The 18651-nt window shown below is 67.2% G+C and carries 12 protein-coding genes; all 12 read right to left on the reverse strand.

The annotated features are described in order from the left end of the window. Positions 1–1666 (reverse strand): sulfatase (locus VN634_00005; GenBank protein ID HXC49238.1); only part of this gene is annotated, 1666 nt, incomplete at its 3' end. After that, positions 1663–2643, reverse strand: a complete 981-nt coding sequence (locus tag VN634_00010) for a glycosyltransferase family 2 protein (protein HXC49239.1) — start codon at positions 2641–2643, stop codon at positions 1663–1665. The genes VN634_00010 and VN634_00005, both read right to left, overlap by 4 nt. Before the next feature lie 92 nt (positions 2644–2735). Next, positions 2736–3956, reverse strand: coding sequence for a glycosyltransferase family 4 protein (locus tag VN634_00015; protein HXC49240.1), 1221 nt, complete (start codon positions 3954–3956; stop codon positions 2736–2738). Then, positions 3953–5623, reverse strand: a complete 1671-nt coding sequence (locus tag VN634_00020; protein ID HXC49241.1) for an alkaline phosphatase family protein — start codon at positions 5621–5623, stop codon at positions 3953–3955. The genes VN634_00015 and VN634_00020 overlap by 4 nt, the downstream gene beginning before the upstream one ends. A gap of 97 nt (positions 5624–5720) precedes the next feature. After that, positions 5721–7580 carry a sulfatase gene (locus tag VN634_00025; protein ID HXC49242.1) on the reverse strand — a complete coding sequence of 620 codons (1860 nt, stop codon included), beginning with the start codon at positions 7578–7580 and terminating at the stop codon, positions 5721–5723. A 3-nt stretch (positions 7581–7583) separates the two neighbouring features. Further along, on the reverse strand, positions 7584–9692 hold the full coding sequence (locus VN634_00030; GenBank protein ID HXC49243.1) for an alkaline phosphatase family protein: 2109 nt from the start codon (positions 9690–9692) through the stop codon (positions 7584–7586). A 173-nt stretch (positions 9693–9865) separates the two neighbouring features. After that, positions 9866–11044 (reverse strand): glycosyltransferase, encoded by a 1179-nt coding sequence (locus VN634_00035; protein ID HXC49244.1) that lies wholly within the window; start codon positions 11042–11044, stop codon positions 9866–9868. Between the two features lie 98 nt (positions 11045–11142). Then, entirely contained in the window at positions 11143–13623 is a 2481-nt protein-coding gene (locus VN634_00040; protein ID HXC49245.1) for an integrin alpha, read from the reverse strand. Between the two features lie 109 nt (positions 13624–13732). Then, positions 13733–15151, reverse strand: a complete 1419-nt coding sequence (locus VN634_00045) for a flippase (GenBank protein ID HXC49246.1) — start codon at positions 15149–15151, stop codon at positions 13733–13735. Between the two features lie 106 nt (positions 15152–15257). After that, positions 15258–16400, reverse strand: a complete 1143-nt coding sequence (locus VN634_00050; protein HXC49247.1) for a hypothetical protein — start codon at positions 16398–16400, stop codon at positions 15258–15260. Then, entirely contained in the window at positions 16397–17644 is a 1248-nt protein-coding gene (locus VN634_00055; GenBank protein HXC49248.1) for a glycosyltransferase family 4 protein, read from the reverse strand. Before VN634_00055 ends, VN634_00050 begins: the two co-directional genes overlap by 4 nt. Beyond that, the gene (locus VN634_00060; GenBank protein ID HXC49249.1) at positions 17641–18627 is read right to left on the reverse strand and encodes an NAD-dependent epimerase/dehydratase family protein; all 987 of its coding nucleotides are present in this window, start codon (positions 18625–18627) and stop codon (positions 17641–17643) included. The genes VN634_00055 and VN634_00060 overlap by 4 nt, the downstream gene beginning before the upstream one ends. Positions 18628–18651: the final 24 nt, after the last annotated feature.

The following is an 18651-nucleotide window of genomic DNA, read 5'->3' on the forward strand; positions in this document are numbered from 1 at the left end:
GCTTCGCACCGGTGTACAGCCCCGAGAAGTTGCGTCCTTCGGCGCCCGCCGGCTGCGCGAGGCCCGCAAGACCGAGAAGCGTCGGCGCCACGTCGACGATGCTGACTTCGCCCGCGACTTCGGCGGCCGACGGACGCAGCCCCGGAACCTCGAGCACGAACGGAGTGTGCAGCACCTCTTCGTAAAGCGTGCGGTGGTGGCCCTTGTTGCCGTGCTCGAAGAACTCGTCTCCGTGATCGGCGACCACGGCGATGATCGTGCGGCCGCTAAGGCCAAGACGCTCGATCGTCTTGCGAAGCCGCGCGATGTGGTCGTCGACCAGGCGGATCTCGCCGTCGTACAGCGCGATCAGGTGCTGCAGGTCGCGCGGGTTCATCGACTTGTCGATGGCGGGATCGAAGTAGAAGTTGTTGCCGGTGACGGTGCCCTTGTAGTCCGGGTCGAACATCGTGTCGTACGGCGCGCCCGGCGCATAGTCGTAGTGCACGTCCCAGAAATGCAGGAACAGGAAGAACGGCCTGTCGTGCGAGCGCGCGAGGAACGCGTCGGCCGCATCGATGAGCGCCGGCGCCGTGACGCTGCGGTACGACTCCTCGTTGGTGTCGAAATGGATCGTGCGGTCGTCGTAGTCGTCGAAGCCGCGCGCGAATCCGTAGCGCGAGCTCAGGTAAGGAGCCGATACGATTGCATGGGTTTCGTAGCCGCCGCTGCGAAACGCGTCGGCGACGGTCTCGACGCTCTCCGGAAGACTGCGGTCGTCGGAGACGACGCCGTGGCCGAGAAGCGAGCGGGCCGTCAGCAGCGACATGTGCGCCGGCAGCGTCCACGACGTGGTGCTTGTGCTGTGGCGGAACACGACTCCGGCGCGACCGATCGCATCGATGGCCGGCGACGTTTCGCGGCCGTAGCCGTAGATGCCGAGATGGTCGGCTCGCAGGCTGTCGATCGAAATCAGCACGACGTTGTCGCCGGCTGCCGGGGAAGCAGCCGGCGGCTCGGGCGGCTGCACCGGAGGCCGGGCATTGGCGTCCCGCGATGCAAGGCCCGCCGCAAACAGCGCGAGCACGACGGCCGCGGCCGCGGTGGCCTCGATGGTTACGCTGCGCGCCAGCACGGCACGCGCGGCGACGCCGGCCATGAGCAGCACGGCAATCGCGAATCCGGCTCCGCCCTGGACCACGTCGCGGAACACGGCGCGCAGCAGATTGAACGCGGTCGCCGACTCCGGCGTCTGGAAGGCCGCAGCCCAGACCGCAATGTGAACGAACAGGCACGTGACCACAATCAGCCCGAGAGCCCTTCGCAACCGGTCACTGTGGCACGCTTCGGCCGGGCGGCCGACCGACGCCAGCGTGAGCAGCGGAGCGAGCACGAGCGCCACCAGCGTCGCGACCGCAATGTTGATCGCGACCAGCTCCGGCGCGAGCGCGAGCTTGGACGCGAAGCCCTGCGGTACGAAGCTCTGCAGCAGCAGCGGAATCGGAAGATGGTCGGCGCAAAGGAAATAGATCTTCGCGAACGCGTCGTATGCGTGCGTCGGAAAGAAGCGGTACGGCGCCAGCAGCAGGTCGCGGTTCAGCCACGCAACCAGCAGCGTCTCGATGACGGCCTGCATCGTGCCGAGAACGATCCCGGCAACGGCCAGATCGATGAAGCGACGTTTCACCGTGACAGATCCGGGCGCACGGGGGAAAGGTCGCCGGCGAAGCCGATTCGTTCGCGAACCACGTAATGAGGGCGGTGCTTCACTTCCTCGAAGATTCGTCCGACGTACTCACCGATCACGCCGAGCGAGAGCAGCTGCACGCCGCCGAGGAACAGCACGATCACGACCGTGGAAGTCCAGCCGGCGATCGGCGTGCCTCCGAAGAGCCGCGCGAGCAGCAGATAACCCATGTAGCCGAGCGCAATGGCGGAGACGAGAAGGCCGACGTTGCTGACGAGGCGCAGCGGCACGTACGAATACGAAACCAGCCCGTCGAACGCGAGCTTCATGAGCTTGGCCAGGTTGTACTTGGACTCGCCGGCAAAGCGGGCTTCGCGGTTGTACTCGTATCCGATCTGCCGGAATCCGGCCCACGTGCGCAGGCCGCGCACGAAACGGTTGCGCTCCGGCATCGACTTGAGAATGTCGATCACCCGCCGGTCGATCAGCGAGAAGTCGCCCGAGTCGAGCGGGATGTCGAGATACGACACGTGCCGCAGCAGCCAGTAGAAGGCCTTGTACGCGCCGCGCTTGAAGAAGCCTTCCTTGCGCTTCTGGCGGATCGCGTAGACGACGTCGTAGCCTTCGCGCCAGCGCGCGATCATGTCCTTGAGCACTTCGGGTGGATCCTGCAGGTCGCCATCCATCGCGATCACCGCCTGGCCGCGCGCGTGATCGAGGCCGCACGTGATCGCCGTCTGGTGCCCGAAGTTGCGTGAGAAATGGATCGACCGGAAGCGCGGATCGCGCTTGTGAAACTCGCGGAGCATGCGCTCCGAGCCGTCGCGGCTGCCGTCGTTGACGAAAATGACTTCGTACTCTTCCCCGAGCGCGCCGAGCGACGTCGACAGACGCTCGAACAGGCGGTCGAGCGTCTCTTCCTCGTTGAAAATCGGAATGACGACCGACAGCATCGGCGTCACGTCAGTTTCGCTCACACCTGTTCTCCCCACTGGTTTCGGTCGCTCCCGCTCCACCTGGTTCCGGTCGCTCCCGCGTCACCTGGTTTCGGTCGCTCCCGCGTCACCGGTCATCGCGGCCCGACCGGCTCCCGCAAGCCTTCGTAGACCGCCTCAATCTGCGGCAGCACGCTGTCCCACGTCAGCCGCTCGAGAAACGTGCGCCGCGCCGCATCCCCGAGGGCCCGCCGCTCCCCGGGGTCGCGACGGCAGCGATCGAACGCGCGGGCCATGGCGGCTGCGTCGTCGTCTGCGACGACGATACCGTCGACCCCGCTGCGAAGGATCTTCGAGCCGCAGCCGGCGGAGACAGTCGCCCTGGCCGCGCTCATGTAGTTCAGAAGCTTGACAGGATAGCCGGAACCGAGTCGCCGCGGTAGCGTCAGAATGTCGCTCGCGGCCATGGCTCGACGCGTCTCGTCGTGACTGCGAATGACGTGGATCTTGAGGACATCCCCGAGCGCAGATGCTTCGGCGATGGCGGCGAACGATCGGGGGACCGAATGCGTCGCGATGAGCAGCCGGACGGGCTGCTGTGCCGGCTCGCGAGCGGATTGCCGGCCCGGCATCCCGCTGGCAAACAGCCGCATCGCTTCGAGCAGCAGCGGAAGGTTCTGGTACGCGTCCAGATTTCCGCAGTAACCGACCACGAAATCGTCTTCGGCAAGCCCGAACGCGGCCCTGTCCACCGCGCTCGCCTGATCGCCTCCGTCGTCGTGTACGGCCGGCGGTATGACGGAAATCGAGCGAGCCGGTGTCCCGCATTTCACGAGTTGCGCGGCCGACCACTCGCAGAGCGCAATCGTGCGGTCCGCGCTGCGCGGAATCGTTCGGTCGAGGAGTCTGCCGAGGGCCGACGCGAGCCGTCGCGGGATGCCGCCGTGGAAGTACGTTTCGAGCTCATCGCCCATCAGGTTGTGGCTGTGGTAGACGACCGGAACTCCGGTGACGGCTCGCGCCACGAGGCCTGCGACAGCGGCTTCGTAGTTGTGAGCGTGGATCACGTCGATGCCGTGCCTGCGGACGACGCCGATGAGCCTTGCGGCCAGCAGCCCGTCGAGAAGCGGCTTGGCGAGGTTCGGCCCGGACCGGCGCGAGTCGTCGCCCGGTACGCGCGGCGTGCGATGATGGCTGTAGCCCCGCCCGGTCGTATCGTCGCCCTGCCCATAGGTCAGCAGGTGCACGCGATGACCGGCGGCCGCGAGCCGTTCGGCCATCTGGCCGACGAAGACCTGCGAGCCCTGCGGAGACGGAAACGGACAGGCCGCGACCAGCGCGATGTTGCGTTTCAAGACAGGTATCCGAGCGCACGAAGCCGCTCGCGGACCTCATGCTCTTGTTCGTCGTCGTATTCGAACAGGCCCGGAAGTCCTGGCATTGCATCGCTTACGACCGGCTCGAGCGCCTTCGTCGAAACGAGCGACCGACCTTGCATCTCGGCCGACGGCTCGACGCCGGCCAGCGCACAGACGGTCACGCCGAGGTCGGCCAGCGTGCACTCAGCCGCGACAGCTGCGGCGTGCGGACTATCGGCCGCCGGCGTGCCCGGCCCGGCCAGCACGGCCATTCCGTATGGGCTGTGCACGCCGCTCGTCGACGTGCCTTTGGCCCCGCTGGCCTCGCTGCCTCGCATCCGGCGCAGCCATTCGCGCTCGATCCCTCCGCGGCTCGGCCCGGCCGCGTACGCGTAGCTGCCGGGGCGCCGGAGCTCGAGCACGAGGTCCGGGTAGCGGCTCGCGAACGGCCCGTCGAACAGCTCTTCGCGGCGGCGAACCTTGACGGTGACCGGGCCGCCGTCGATCGGATCGCGTGCATCCAGAAGCTCCCTGGTCACGCGCTCGAGGATGCGCTCCGCATCGCTCGGAGCCACGATTCCGCCCGGCTCGCGACCCTCGAGGTTGAGGCGAAGCGACGGGAAGTACGGCAGCTCGTCGCTGTACACCTCGGTCTTCGACCAGTCGACGTTCGCGAAGCGCGCGCGCGATTCGATGCGGTCGGCGATGGTCCCGGCCGCAGCGAAAGCCCGCGCGTGAAGCGACCGCGGAATCACCGCAAGCGCGGTGCGCTTTACGCGCGCCGCCAGCGACTCGCCGCCGCCGTCACGAAAGGCGAGCAGACCGCAATCTGCGAGCCAGCGATTCCAGAACACGATGCGGTCCGATGCCCCCGCGCTGCCGTGGTCGCTCAGCACCAGCACGTTCGCATCCGGACCCGCCGCGCGCACGAGCTCGCCGAGAGCATCGTCGAGCGCGGCGTAGACGTCGCCGATCGCTTCGCGAGGTCCGGCCGCATGGCGCGGGGAGGCGGCATCATCGAAATGCCAGAAGTGGTGCGAGACCGTATCCGATTCCATGTAGTGCACGACGAACACGTCGAGCGCGCTGGCTGCGAGCAGCTCGAGCGCAATGCGCGTGCGCAGACGAATGTCGCCGAGCAGCCGCTGATGCGTGTCGCGGTGCCAGTCGCCGTCGATCCGGCCTTGCGGAATTCCTTCAATGCCAAGCCGGCCATGTCGCGCGCGGATCTCGTCGGCAAGAGCCGGCGGATGCGTGGCGCGACGCGTGCGGCTCGATCCGAGCGGCGTGTCGAAGCCGCAGATCTCGAATACCGCCTGCCCTTCCGGCGGAAACGTCGCCGGCACGCCGTACATGCCCACTCGTCGCCCGGCCGCAGCCATGCGCGCAAGCACCGTCGGCATGCGCCGGTCCGACGCATTCGCAAAACGGAAACCGTACGTGCCGTCGCGCGGTATCGTGAAATCGGTGACGCCGTGCCGATCGGGCATCGCGCCGGTAAGAAAGCTCGTCCAGGCCGGAAACGTGACCGCAGGAATCGTCGACGAGACGCGCCACGTGCGCCCGCGTGCGATCAGCGAGTCGAGCACGGGCATGCGGCCGTCGGCACGAAAACGGTTCGCCAGCTCCAGCGATGCCCCGTCCCAGCCGACGACCAGCAGCATGCCGCTCAGCCCGCCCGGCGGTGTCCGGCGCCGGGAAAACCGCGACGTCCACGGTTTTCCGTTCGGGTGTCAGCCTTGTCGACAGCGGAAGTCAGCATCAGTTGGCGTAGCCGAGCGCGTGGAGCTTTTCCTGCGTGGCGGAATCGATGGAGCCGCTCGTACCCGAAACCGCCCGTGAGCCGGCCAGCGACTTCATCGCTTCGAGATCCGTCTTCAGCTTCTCGACGACCTCGGTGTTGGCCGCCGCCACGTTCTTCGTTTCTTTCGGATCGGACGTCATGTCGTAGAGCTCGACCGGCGCAAGGCCGCGCGGGTTGCCGGCGTTGGCGAGGATCAGCTTCCAGCGATCGGTGCGGATCGAGTGCAGCACATTGCCCTCGTGGTCTTCCTCCTGGAAGAACGCGGCCGGCGTCGGCGCATTCGAGAACAGGTCGCGGCCCTGCCACTGCGCGGGCGCCGTCACGCCCGCACCGGCCACGAGCGTCGGTGCGATGTCGAGCAGCTGGACCGGCGCCTTCACGCGCGTGCCGCCTTTCGCGTTCTTCGGCAGCTTGATGATGACCGGCACGCGCGACTCTTCGTCGTACAGCGTGGTGCCGTGCCACCAGCCCTTGTGCTCGTAGAATTCCTCGCCGTGGTCGGCGACCAGCGCGATCACCGTGTCGTCGTAGTGCCCGGAAGCCTTGAGCGCTTCCCACAGGTTGCCGAGGAAGCGGTCCAGATACTCGACGTTGCTCGAATAGAGGCTCTGCAGCCGGTCGCGCTGCGACGGATCGGGATCCGGCGTGTCGACGCGGGCGACGGCGACGCCGTTGTAGGGCATCTCGAAATACGGATCGTGCGGATCCATGTAGTGGATCAGCGCGAAGAACGGCCCCGATGCATTCTTGTCGAGCCACGGAAGCGCAGCGCCGTTGACCGTCTGCGCGTCCTGGTAGTAGTGCTGCACCCACTTGCCTTTGGACAGGAAACGCTCGCGCACGAGCCGCATGAGGCTGTAGAACGCCAGCTTGGAGCCGGAGTCGGTCGCGCCGAAGAAGAAGTCGGGCGTCAGGTAGTAGTACTCCTGGAAGCCCTGCTCGAAGTGGAACGACGGCGCGACGTTGATGTTGGTCACGTAGCCTACCGTGCGGTAGCCGGCGTCCTTCATCGTCTCGGCAATGGTCGTGACGCCGTCGGGCAGGAAGTCGGTCTTGTACATGACCTTGTGCGACGACGGATAAAGCGACGTAAGGATCGTCGCGACCGACGGCCGCGTCCACGTCGAGTTCGAAAATGCGTTCTCGAACAGCACGCCGTCCTTGGCCAGACGGTCGGCTCCGGGAGTCTTGCTGGTCGTCGATCCGTACACGCCCAGATGATCGGCGCGCAGTGTATCGGCAATGATCAGGATGACACTCGGTCCCTGCGCGGTACCGGGAGCGGTCGGCGGCGGCTTCGGCCGCATCATCATGTCGAGGCTCGCCGTCGCCGCAGCTCCGCCGGCGACGAGAAGGATCGAGAACATGAGAGCCGCAAGGATCCCGTTGCCGCCCTCACGCGACACCGCGAGCAGGAGCCGCCGCACGACGAGCAGGAGAACGACGGCACCGACGATCAGGCCGACGTGCACGAGCAGGCCCTTCTGCGACGCGATCGGAAGGCTCTCGGCGAAGACGTCGCGCACGATGCGGAAGCGCGCAATGACGAGCCCGAACAGCGCCGCGACGAGCCCGCACGACAGCGCTGCGGCCCGGCGCGGATCGCGCGCGAGGAACGGCAGCACCGCCGTCGCGACGCCGATTCCGGCGCCGACGCAGGCGCCGAGAAGCCCGTACGACAGCGCCCCGAAGCGGAACACACCGTACTCGTCGCCGCCTCCCGTCCAGCCGATCACGGCCGCTTCGAGAAGCCCGATCAGGCTTCCGCCGGCAAAGCCGCCGATCACGGCGGAAAGAATCTTGCGTAGCGCGCGCATCGTTTACAGTTCCTTTTGGACGGACGGCTTTTCGCCGTCCTTTCGGACGGACGGCTGGTCGCCGTCCTTTGGTTTGGCGGACGGCTGGTCGCCGTCATTTGCGGCCGACGGCTGGCCGGAAGGTGGCGGCGCGGCGATCTTCAGCACGTGGCCGTCGTACGGCGCCGGTACCGGAACGCCGAGCAGCGTGAGAATGGTCGGAGCAAGATCGCCGATCGCGGGGTGCTCGTCGCCGATCTTCACGTTGGAAAGCAGGATGCCGTCGGTCAGCGCGGTATCGGTCGTCGCGTGGTCGCCGCTCCACTTTTTCATGTTGTCTTCGAACAGGCCTTCGGGCGCGCCGCCGAGCGGCGTCGCCGACGACACGCGGTATCCGGAAGCCATGCCGATCTGCATGTCCTGCCCGTCGCCGAGCCGGTCGCCCTTCCAGGTCTCCTTGGCCGCATAGACCTTGTCGACGGCCGGCTTGCCGGTCTTCGGATCGATGACCTTCGTCATGCGCTCGCTGATGTCGCGGATGACCTGATCGGCTTCCGCGCCCGGCGCGACGATGCCCTTTCCTTCGCGCCCGGCAACGTTGACGTAGATGCCGCCGACGCCGAGCGCATAGGCCTTCGTCTTCGACCAGTCGACGTCCTGGAGGAACTTCTTGGTCGTCGACTTCGCGCCGCCCTTCAGCGTCATGAAGCCTTCCTGGATGAGCCACGTGTTGACGTTGAAGCCGCGCCGCCAGCTGTGGAAGCCGTGGTCGCTGATCACGAACAGGATGTCGTCGGCGTCGAGCTTGGCGCGCACCTTGCCGATGATCTCGTCGGCGCGCTGGTAGGTCTTGAGAATCGAGTCGCCGTACTTGGCTGCCAGCGCCGCGTCGTAGCGCGGATGCTCGGCGTCGAGGAGCCGGTACATCATGTGCGATGTGCGGTCGGTCTCGACGAACACCGAAACCATGAGGTCCGTATTGCGGTTCTCGAGCTCGTGCAGCGTGATCGCTTCGCTCTCGCGGAACGTATCCCAGATGTCCTGCATGAACGCTTCCTCGTCGATGCGTTCCTCGTTGAGTCCCCACGTCTCGTGGTTCCAGCCGACGGTCTTGTAGTCGCCGACGGCCTTGACGAGCTCCTTCGCGTAGCCCGGCGGCTCGGTGACGTCGATCGCCGCGTCGGCCGGATCGTAGTTGATCGGCGACATGTACAGGTGGATCGCAGGCTCGACCTCGAGCACGCGGAAGCGCGCCATGCCGGCAATGCTCGACATCTTCGTCACGTCGAAGCTCATCCGGAACCAGTCGCTCCAGCGCCCTGCTTCGACGGTTTCCTTGCGGCCGGCGAGCTCGATCGTCAGCGCGTCTTTTCCCGAGCGGGAGATCTTCAGTGGAACCGTAAGGCGTTCGCCGTCTTCGGAGAGCGGACCGACCGGACCTTCGATGATCGTCTCGACGCTGTCGCCGGCGCCGAGCGACAGCACCTTGCCGCCGAGCTCGGGGTTGGCCGCATCGCGCGGGCTGAGATCGCTCGCCCAGTAGTGAAACGTGCCTTCGCTGCCGCGGATGTCGGGAAGCCCGAGGCCGCCCTGCGCGTAGCTGTGCTGTTCTTTCTCGAGCGGATAGATGCACGGCACGCGCAGCACGACGCTGCGTTTTCCGGCGCGATCAGCGGTGGTCCAGAACGCTTCGCCGGACATCGTCGTCGTGAACGTCTCCGGTTTCGTCTGGAAAAGTCCGAACCGGTATTCGGCCTTGTGACTGACTGCACCGGTGCGATCCGGCAGATACGTCTTGGGATCGCGCAGGATGAAATCGAAAATTCCGTGACCGCCGGGATTGAGGCCGGTGGTGAACGTGGACCACGCCGTGCACGACGACGGCGGCGTGGTCGTCTCGAGATGCCGGAACGTGCCGGTGCGCATCATCTCGGACATGTTCGGCAGCTTGGCCTGCCACTGCTCGACGAAGTCGGGATCGACGCCGTCAAAACCGAGCACGACCACGCGGCGGCCCGGCGCGGGGCCGGTGTCGCGCCTCCCCTCCCCGGAGCCGCAGCCGGCGAGCATCAGGGCCAGAAGGCCGGCGGGCACTACCGCGGCAAACAACACTCGATTCCTGTCCTTCGTCATCAACTTCCTCTGCTGCCTGTCGTCCGGATCTGCAGCGTGCTGAAAAGACTTCGCGGGCGTCGCTCGCGAGCCTTCGGCCGGGCCCGCGGCATTACGCCTGCGGGCGGCCCTCGGTCGTCAGCCTCTTCCTCTTCGGGAAACGGGCCCGTGGCCCTGCCGGACACTTGATCTGGTCAGGGCTTTTTCCCACTGCGGAGGTTCACGTACAAATTTTCGATCTGCCGAACCATGCCGGCCGCCGAGTAAGCGGCCACCACGCGCTCGCGCGCCGCGCTGCCCGTGCGCCGGCGAAGGTCGCCGCTGCCCAGCAATCGCGCGACTTTGACTGCCATCGCGTGCGAATCCGGGTAGTCGACGAGGAACCCGTCGACTCCTTCTGTGATGACCTCCGGGGCGCCGCCGACAGACGTGACGACCACCGGAAGCTTCATCGACATCGCCTCGAGAATCGCGTTGGACATGCCCTCGCTCTCCGACGGCAGCACGAAGACGTCCATCGCCGCGAGAACCTGCGGCATGTCGCTGCGGCGGCCCAGCAGATGGATGCTGCCCGCAAGACCGAGCGAGTCCGCGAGCGCCGCCGGCTCGGGCGGCATTTCGGACGCGCCGGCGATCAGAAGCTGCGCGTCCGGGATCGAGCGGCGCACCTCGGCCATCGCTTCAAAAAGCATCCGGAAGCCCTTGCGTGGCCTGAAAGTAATCGCGGTGCCCACAACCGGTGCACCGGCGATCCCGAGCTCGGCGCGCAGGCTCGCTGCGGCGTCGGCCGCGAGCTGGTCGGGATCGAAGCGGTCGGTGTCGATGCCGCTCGGGATCATCACCATGGGCGCCGGGAAGCTGCCCTCGATGTCGCGCGTGAACTCGAGCACCTGCCGGGAGTTCCCGGTGATCGCGTCCGAGCAGCGGCCGGAGATCGCGACCGCGACCCGCTCGGCGCGCCCCGCGGGCTTGTGAAGTCCCCTCTTGCTCGTCACGACGACCGGCACGCGAGCCAGCCGGCCCGCGGCCGCCGCGTAGAAGTTGCCGCGCAGGAGGTAGCCGTGCACGACCGCCGGCCCGATACGGCGGAGCGCCTTCGCAATCCGGTACAGCCCGAGAAGGTCGCGAGGGCTGCGAAGCGATCCGCTCATCCCGAACGTGCGCGTCTCGACGCCCGCAGCGCGGGCCTCGCCGAGAAGATTGCCATCGTCGCGAAGCACGAAGAGAAAGGGCCGGAAGCGCGAGCGGTCGAGGTTGCGGAAGACCTGCAGCAGGTGCGTCTGCGTGCCGCCGGTGATCATCGATGCGATCACGAACACGACCGGCAGCGGCCCGCTGCCCGCTCGAGACCGCTGGTCGGACCCCGGGCTCATCTGGAGCCTTCGTTATGCCGGCGATACGCCGGGAATATCTCGAGAAAACACCCGCTCATGACGAAGGACTGGAAGCTGGTCGTGGTGCAGGACGCGGCTCAGGGTTTCCAGAACTGGTCGGTTCCGATCAGTCCCAGCGCCTGGCCGGCGAGCGGTCCGAACGGCTCGTAGGTGACCCAGTCCTTGACCAGGTCGCCGTTCGGCTCGAACGCGAGGATCTGCGGCGACGCGCCTGCTCCCGGAGCGACGATGATCTCCGCCTGGCCGTCGAGGTCCACATCGGCCGTCGTCACCGTCAGGCCGCCGGCAAACTGGAGCCCGAACTGCTTGACGAAAAAGCTGACCGGCGTGTCCGGCTTGTACTCGAATGCCGAGCCCAGAACCCTGTCGCCGCTGTCGTTGTTCCACGCGCGGATCCACAGCTGGCCCTTGGCCGGTGCCGTGATGATCTCCGGGCCGCCCTCGCCGTCGAGATCGCCGACGGCAACCGAGACGCCCGAATTGCCGTTGCTCGACGGATAGGCCAGCCACTCGGTCAGCTTGGTGCCGCCGCGGCCGAACACGCGAACGACGGGAAGACCGGCAGCCGGAGCCACGACGATCTCTTCGCCGTCGTTCTTCGTGGCGAGGTCTCCGCCCGCAAGGTTCACTCCGGCCGCGCCGATCGTCACGTTGTTGAACTTCTCCGCGGGTCCGAAGACTGCGAACTCGCGCAGCTTGGTCCACTCGATCAGTCCGGATGGAAGCTGGAACTCGGCCCACCAGATCTCGACCGGAACCGGTCCTTCGTTGGCGTCCGCCGGTGCGATCGCCATCTCGTCGCCGGCCTGCGTCGCGAAGTCGCCTCCGGCCACGTTGAGGCCGCCATGGTAGTTTGCCGGCCCGGCCGTAAACAGTGACAGGCGCTGCTTGCGCCGCGATGCCCTGTAGACCGCGACTTCCGGCGATGCGCCACCGCGGCCGGTTCCGATCACCAGCTTGGTCTTCGCGCCGTTCTGCGTATCGGCCCGGCGGCCGTCATCGAGGATCGCCATCGAAAGATGCGCGGACGCCTGACCGCGGAACGGCCGGATCTCCGCTTCGCGCCGGTGGCCGAACGGATCAAAGCTTTTCACGACCGGCTCGCGTCCGAGACCGAGCCCGGAGACGAATACGCGTGTCTCGCGCCCGCGGCGTCCCGCGAAACTGCCGACCACCGCGCCATCTTTGCCGCCCGACAGGATGTAGACCGAGCCCGCTCCGCGCTTTCCGCCGGGAGCGTCGCCGGGTGCTCCGACGACGACGTCGCCGACGCCGTCCTGGTCGTAGTCGATCCCGCTCGCGAGCGTCTGGCCGAATCGCTCGAGCGCGAGCGTTCCGCTCTGCGTCCACAGCAGATGACCGTCGGCGCTGTCGAATGCGTGCACGCGTCCGGCCTGCGACTTTCCGAGAATCTTGGCGAGCGGAGCACCGGCGGCCACGTCGCTCAGCGTGCCGCCGTCGAGCGAGCCGGGCGCGGCAAGGGATGTTCCGAACGCGGCGAAGCGCTGCGGCGACGGCTCGTCGATCTCGAGCAGCGCGGGACCGGTTGCCGAATAGAGCGTGATGCGTCCGGCGTCTTCCAGTGCATCGGGTTCCGCGCCTGGTGAGCCTATCCACAGATCGTCGAGCACGTCGCCGTCCTGGTCACCGGCCGGCACAGCCGAGCGCCCGAGGCGATCGACGATCGTCTCTCCGACGTAGTCGCGCAGCACCGGATACGGCGATGCGCCGGAAATGACCGACAGGCGTCCCGCGCGCGGCGCCAGCGTGGTCGTCGTCGTCGATGTCGTCGTGGTCGTTGATTCGTCGGCCGCAGCCGCGACCGCTTCGGAAGGATGCGCGACGCGCGACGACGCGAACCAGTCGTCGATGCCGTCGCCGTCCATGTCGCCGGTCGCACCGACCAGGCTTCCCCACTGCTCGTCTTCGTCGACGCCATTGGTGCGCGAAAGCTGGCCGCCGCTTGCGCCCGACAGCAGGAATCCCGAGCCGCGGACTTTGCTGGAAACCTGTGCGCCGCTGGCACCGACCACGACGTCGGCCTTGCCGTCGTGGTTCTTGTCGCTGACGGCCTGGACGCTCTCGCCGAAGCCGGCGTTCTGGCTGGTGCCGTCGACCGACCACAGCACTCCGCCCTGTGACGAGAACACTTCGACCTTGCCCGCTCCGAGAATGATGCCGCCGCCCGGCCGCGGCGCCGTGAACGTTGCCGACCCGATGACTAGCTCGGCCCGGGAGTCGCCGTCGAGGTCGGCGATCCAGTCGAGCGCCGAGCCGAAGGACTGTTCCGCATCGGTGCCTGCGAGCGAGAGCACGAGCGCGCCGGTCTTGCCGGAGAAGACCTTGATGCGCCCCACGTGGACCCGGGACCCTACGGATGCGCACGGTGCGCCGATGGCGATGTCGGGGAATGCGTCGCCGTCGTAATCGCGGCCCGACGCGATCGACCATCCGAACGCATCGCCCCCTTCGGGACCGCACTGGACCTCGAACGCCAGCGCAGGCCGTCCCTGGAACGCGAGCAGGATGGACAGCGCCGCGGTGAACAAACCCGCCACGCCACGCCGCCTTACGATGCGACCTGTCATGCTGTGAATGAGACTGGGCATGAGGACGATTGCACCCGAACCAATGCAGATTGGCAGAACGATGCCGGTCCGCAAGCCACTATTCCGGGTTGCCCGCTCCTCCCCGCCCGCGCTTGCCGAAGCGGCTGGCGACCTCGGCCGTCAGCCGGCGCCAGCGTTCGAAGTCGCTCCGATTGAGGACCAGCGGCGTGTACCACGCGAGGCCCGATTCGCGCAGGAAGAACCCGTAAAGCAGCAGCGCCGCCGCCGTGTACGACGCGCTCGTTCCGATGGCCGCGCCGAGAATTCCGTAGCGCGGGATCAGCCACATGTTCAGACCGATGTTGCCGCCGAGCGCGATGTAGGCGGCGATCACGTTGATGACCTGGCGGTCGCGGGCCGTGAAGTCGCGCGACAGCAGCACGTACAGCGACATCATGACGATGCCCCACGAGATCCAGACGAGCGGCACCGCCGCCGGCTCGTACGCGACTCCGTACAGCCAGACGATCGCGAAGCGCCCGACGAGCGTCAGCACCACCGCCGCGAGCACGGCGATCGCGAGCGTCTGCCGGCACGCGGCCGCGGTCATCGCGTGCACCTTGTCCTCCGGCATTCCGGCGAGCCGCGGGAACATCGCAAGACCGAGCGATTGCGGAATCGACATCATCTGCTCGGCGAACTTCGCGCCGATCGAGTAGAACGCGACTTCCGACGGCGTCAGGTAGAGCGAGCACAGGTAGACGCCGGCCTTGAAGTTGAAGTGCGACGCGATGATCTGCAGGTGCGACTTCATCCCGTAGCGCAGCATCCGGTGAAACAGCGGACGGTCGAACGTGAACCGTAGCGGCGTGTCCTTGTGGATCGTCCAGAACACCCACAGCAGCATCACCGTGTTGAGCGCCACCGACACGCCGAGCGCGCCCGGCAGCCCGAGCCGCAGCCCGATCAGAACCGTGGCCATCAGCACCAGCGCGATGACCGACTCGCCCAGCAGCCGCGCGTTGTACACGCGGAAGCGGTCGGTCGCCTGCAGCACGCCGTACAGGTAGCTCTCCATCAGCAGGATCGGGATCATCGGACAGATGGCGACGAGTGCCCATAGCGGAACGCCGCGCAGCACGGTCGACAGGATGTACTGGTGGAAAATGAGCACGCCGGCGATCAGCACGGCGCCGGTGCCGAGACCGAACCAGACTGCGGTCGATGCCACGACCGAAACGTCCTGCTTCTCGCGACGGATGAAGTAGATCGTCGCCTGCGCCTGCCCGAACTTGGTGAGCGTCGTCAGCGACGCCGGAAACGTCGAGACCAGCGAGAAGATTCCGCGCAGCTCGGGACCGAGCCAGCGTGCGGTGATGACGCCGATGATGACGCCGAAGCCCATCTTGGCGAAGATCGTCGCGAGCGTGCCGCCGAAGTCCTCGATCAGGCGGTACAGCGACGAACCCTGCGCGCGCCTGGCCGCACGCGCGGGTTGCACGGGTTCGTCGATCGCCTGCCCCACCGACTCGCTCATCCGTCGAGCCTTCTGACCGACTCGCTCATCGCTCGTCTTCTGAACGACTCGCTCATCGCTCGTCTCCTGAACGACTCGCTCATCGCTCGTCTTCTGAACGACTCGCTCATCGCTCGTCTCCGTTTCCGAGGGCGTCGAAGAGCTCGGCGAGGACTTTTTCGCGCATGAAGGTGACGAGGTCGTTCGATGGCGGCACGTGCAGCGCGAACGACGGCACCAGCTCGGCCAGACGATCCGATGCCGTGGTCTCGTCGTAGCGACGGGCGCCCGAGACGAGGTCGAGGACTTCGTTCATGATCGAGATACGGCGCATCTCCTTGGCCATCGTGTTGGCGGCCCGCAACCGCGCCGCGCTTTCGCGAGGAACCAGCGGCTTCAGCTGGAACTCGCTCGAACGCTCGACGTGCAGCAGCACGCCGGCCCGCTGCGGCATCATCTCGATGTCCGACGTGCGGTAGGCATCGCGCGCGAACACGCGCTTTTCTCCGGTCTGCGTAAGGCGCGCTGCGCCGGCGCCCGCCAGACGACGGCTGCGCTCGTCGAGCAGCAGCAGCTCCGGACAGGCCATCACGCGATATCCGTCGTGAAGCAGCAGGTTGTCGGACAGCATGCGGTGATCCGCATCGGCAAGCATCGCGACCGACAGCGACGACTTGCCGCAGCCCGGCATTCCGACGAGCACGACGGCGCCGATGCGCGTGGCGACTGCGCTCGCATGCAGCACGTTCCAGCCGGCGCCGCGGCTGAGCCACCAGAGCACCGGATGGTAGAAGAGATAGTAGAGCAGCGTCGAGAAACGCCGGCCGCGCATCTGCTCGAGCTGCGAGCGATGCCGGATGCGCTGGAGCGCTTCGGCCCGGCCGCCGGTCGCCAGGTGAAAGAAGTAGCGGCCGGTCACGTCGAGCCGCTCGTCCTTCATGGCGAGCTCCATCTGCAGGTCGGGAAAATCGTCGATGCGCAGCCACTGCGCGCCGGCTTCTCCGAGGAACAGGTCGCGGTCGGGCCGCCGCGTCCAGATCATCGGATCGAAACCGTCCCCGCCGGACGCGCCACTTTCCTTGTGGCGCGGCGGCATGCCCTCGCGCCACTGGAGGCGCGAGCGGATGTCGAACTTGCCGCTGTCCGCGACGATCCACGGCTCGAGGGCAGCCCGCGCGTAGTCGGCGAATGCGGGAAGCTCGCTCTCGATGCGTACGCGTACGCCGTGAAGCTCGAAGCATGCGGCCGGATTGGCGACGATCGCGCTCATGCGAGCGCCTTCGCCGTCGCCGCACGGCCCGACGGCGGGCGTGCGGCTTTCTCGAACACCGCCGTCATCAGCGCGACATGGCGGGCGAGCGCGAAGCGCTCGGCGGACACGCGCGCAGCGCGCATGAGATTCTCGCGCCTGTCGCGGCTCGCGAGGATCTCGTCGAGGCACGACGCCAGTGCATCGGCATCACCGGGAGCGACGAGCACCGCATCGACGCCGTCATGGACGAACTCCGGAACGCCGCCGGCGCGAGTCGCGACGACCGGCCTGCCGACGGCCATGCCCTCGATGATCACGCGCCCGAACGGCTCGCCGCGCACCGAGGTGTGCACGAGGATGTCCATGGCATTGATCAGCTCGGGTACGTCCGGTCGTGCCCCGGTCCAGACGACGCGCGCGGTCAGTCCGCGGTCGCTCGCCATCGTGCGCAGCTCGTCTGCATACGCGGCGCCGCTGCGGTGCGTGCCGCCGACGAAGACGGCGATGAGCCGCGGACGCCGGTCGCGCAGCAGATCGAGCGCTTCGAGGAGAACGTGCTGGCCTTTCCACGGCTGGATGTTGCCGACCACGCCGCAGACTTCGGCATCGGCCGCAATGCCGAGCTCCGCGCGGACGTCGACCGCGCTGCGCACCGGCTGGAACGACTCGAGGTCGAGCCCGTCGTAGATGACTTCGAAAAATCCGGGGCGCATCCCGCCCGCGCGGCAATGGTCCTCGATCGCCCTGGTCATCGAGACGCATGCCGCGACCGAGCGCGACAGCCAGCGCTCGACCCACGTCCACTTGTCGAAGCCCTTGGCATGGACCACGCACGGAACCCGCAGCAGCCGCGCCGCCAGGATCGCGTCGGCGTTGCCGCGAAAACCGTTGCACACGTAAACAAGATCCGGCTGCATCGGCGCGATCATGCGGCGAAGCCGCCAGGCCGCCGGCACGGTCTCGAACAGGAATGTCGCCGTGGTCCGGGCGAGCCACAGCAGCGACGACACTGCGCCGACGCGCTTCGCGCGTTCGTAGGGCCGCGCCTGCTGCAGCCGATGCTCTTTCGGAAGGCGGCGCCGCGCGAAGACTTCCACCGGAATGCGCTCGGCTTCGAGCTCCGCGATGCACGGCTTGTGCTCGTAGAGAATGACCGACGGCGAGATCTTCGTGCGGTCGATTCCGCGAAGCAGCTCCAGCATGCCGGTCAGCGAACCGCCGACCACGCTTCCGGACGAAGCCTCGAGGAATACGACTTTCACGACGCGGCCCGAAGGGACTCCTCGAGACTCGTGCGCAGGTCGACCGCCGGTGTCCATCCGAGCTTTGTGCGTGCGGCGTCGGTCGAATAGCGCGCGCTGCGCTCCGAGCGCAGCAGCTGGTACGCCGGAGACCACGGTCGCCGTTTGGCGAGCTTGTGCGCGAAGTCGACGGCCTTGACCGCCGGCGAGATCAGCGAAACCGGCAGGTAGATGACGCGAAGCGGACGCGAGCGCGCCTCGCTCAGCGTGCGGAAGTATCGCTGCTGGGTCAGGTCCGGATCGTCGATCACGTTGAAAATGCCGCGCTCGACGTCCGGTACCGTGCCGGCGAGCACGACCGCGTCGGCGGCGTTGTCCACGTACGTGAGCGGCACGCGGTACTCGGGACTGCTGACGACGGCAAGAAGGTTGGGCCGAAGGAATTTCTTGACGCGCCCGAGGAAGACGTTCTGGCCGGGCGGCTTCGGACCATACAGAACGCCGGGACGCACGACGACGACGTTGCGGCCGGTACGCACGGCCGTCGATGCCAGACGGTCCGCGTCGAGCTTCGAACGCGTGTAGTGACCGCGCAGGAACGGCTGGCGGTCGTAATCGCTCTCGTCGCCGATATCCATTCCGTCGCGGTCGATGTTGAAGATTCCGAGCGAGCTCACGTGCACGAATCGCGTGGCTCGTCCGGCCAGCGCCGCGTCCATGAGCCGCTGCGTCGCTTCGACGTTGACGCGGAAGAACTCGTCCCACGGACCGCTCGTCGTCACGCGGGCTCCCACGTGGTAGACGACGTCACAGCCGGCCGCGACCGCGAGCAGCGGCTCGACATCGTTCAGGTCGCCGCGGACGACCTCGACTCCTTTCTGCTCGAGCGCGTCGGCCGCTGCGCCTTCGCGTGCGAGCGCCACGACCTGGTCGCCGCGCGCGACGAGCCGCTCGACGACGCGGCTTCCGAGAAACCCGGTACCTCCGGTGACAAATGCTCGCATGTGCTACTCCGACGCCGCGAAGGC

Source organism: Candidatus Limnocylindrales bacterium (assembly GCA_035571835.1).
GTDB lineage: Bacteria > Desulfobacterota > Binatia > UBA1149 > CAITLU01 > DATNBU01.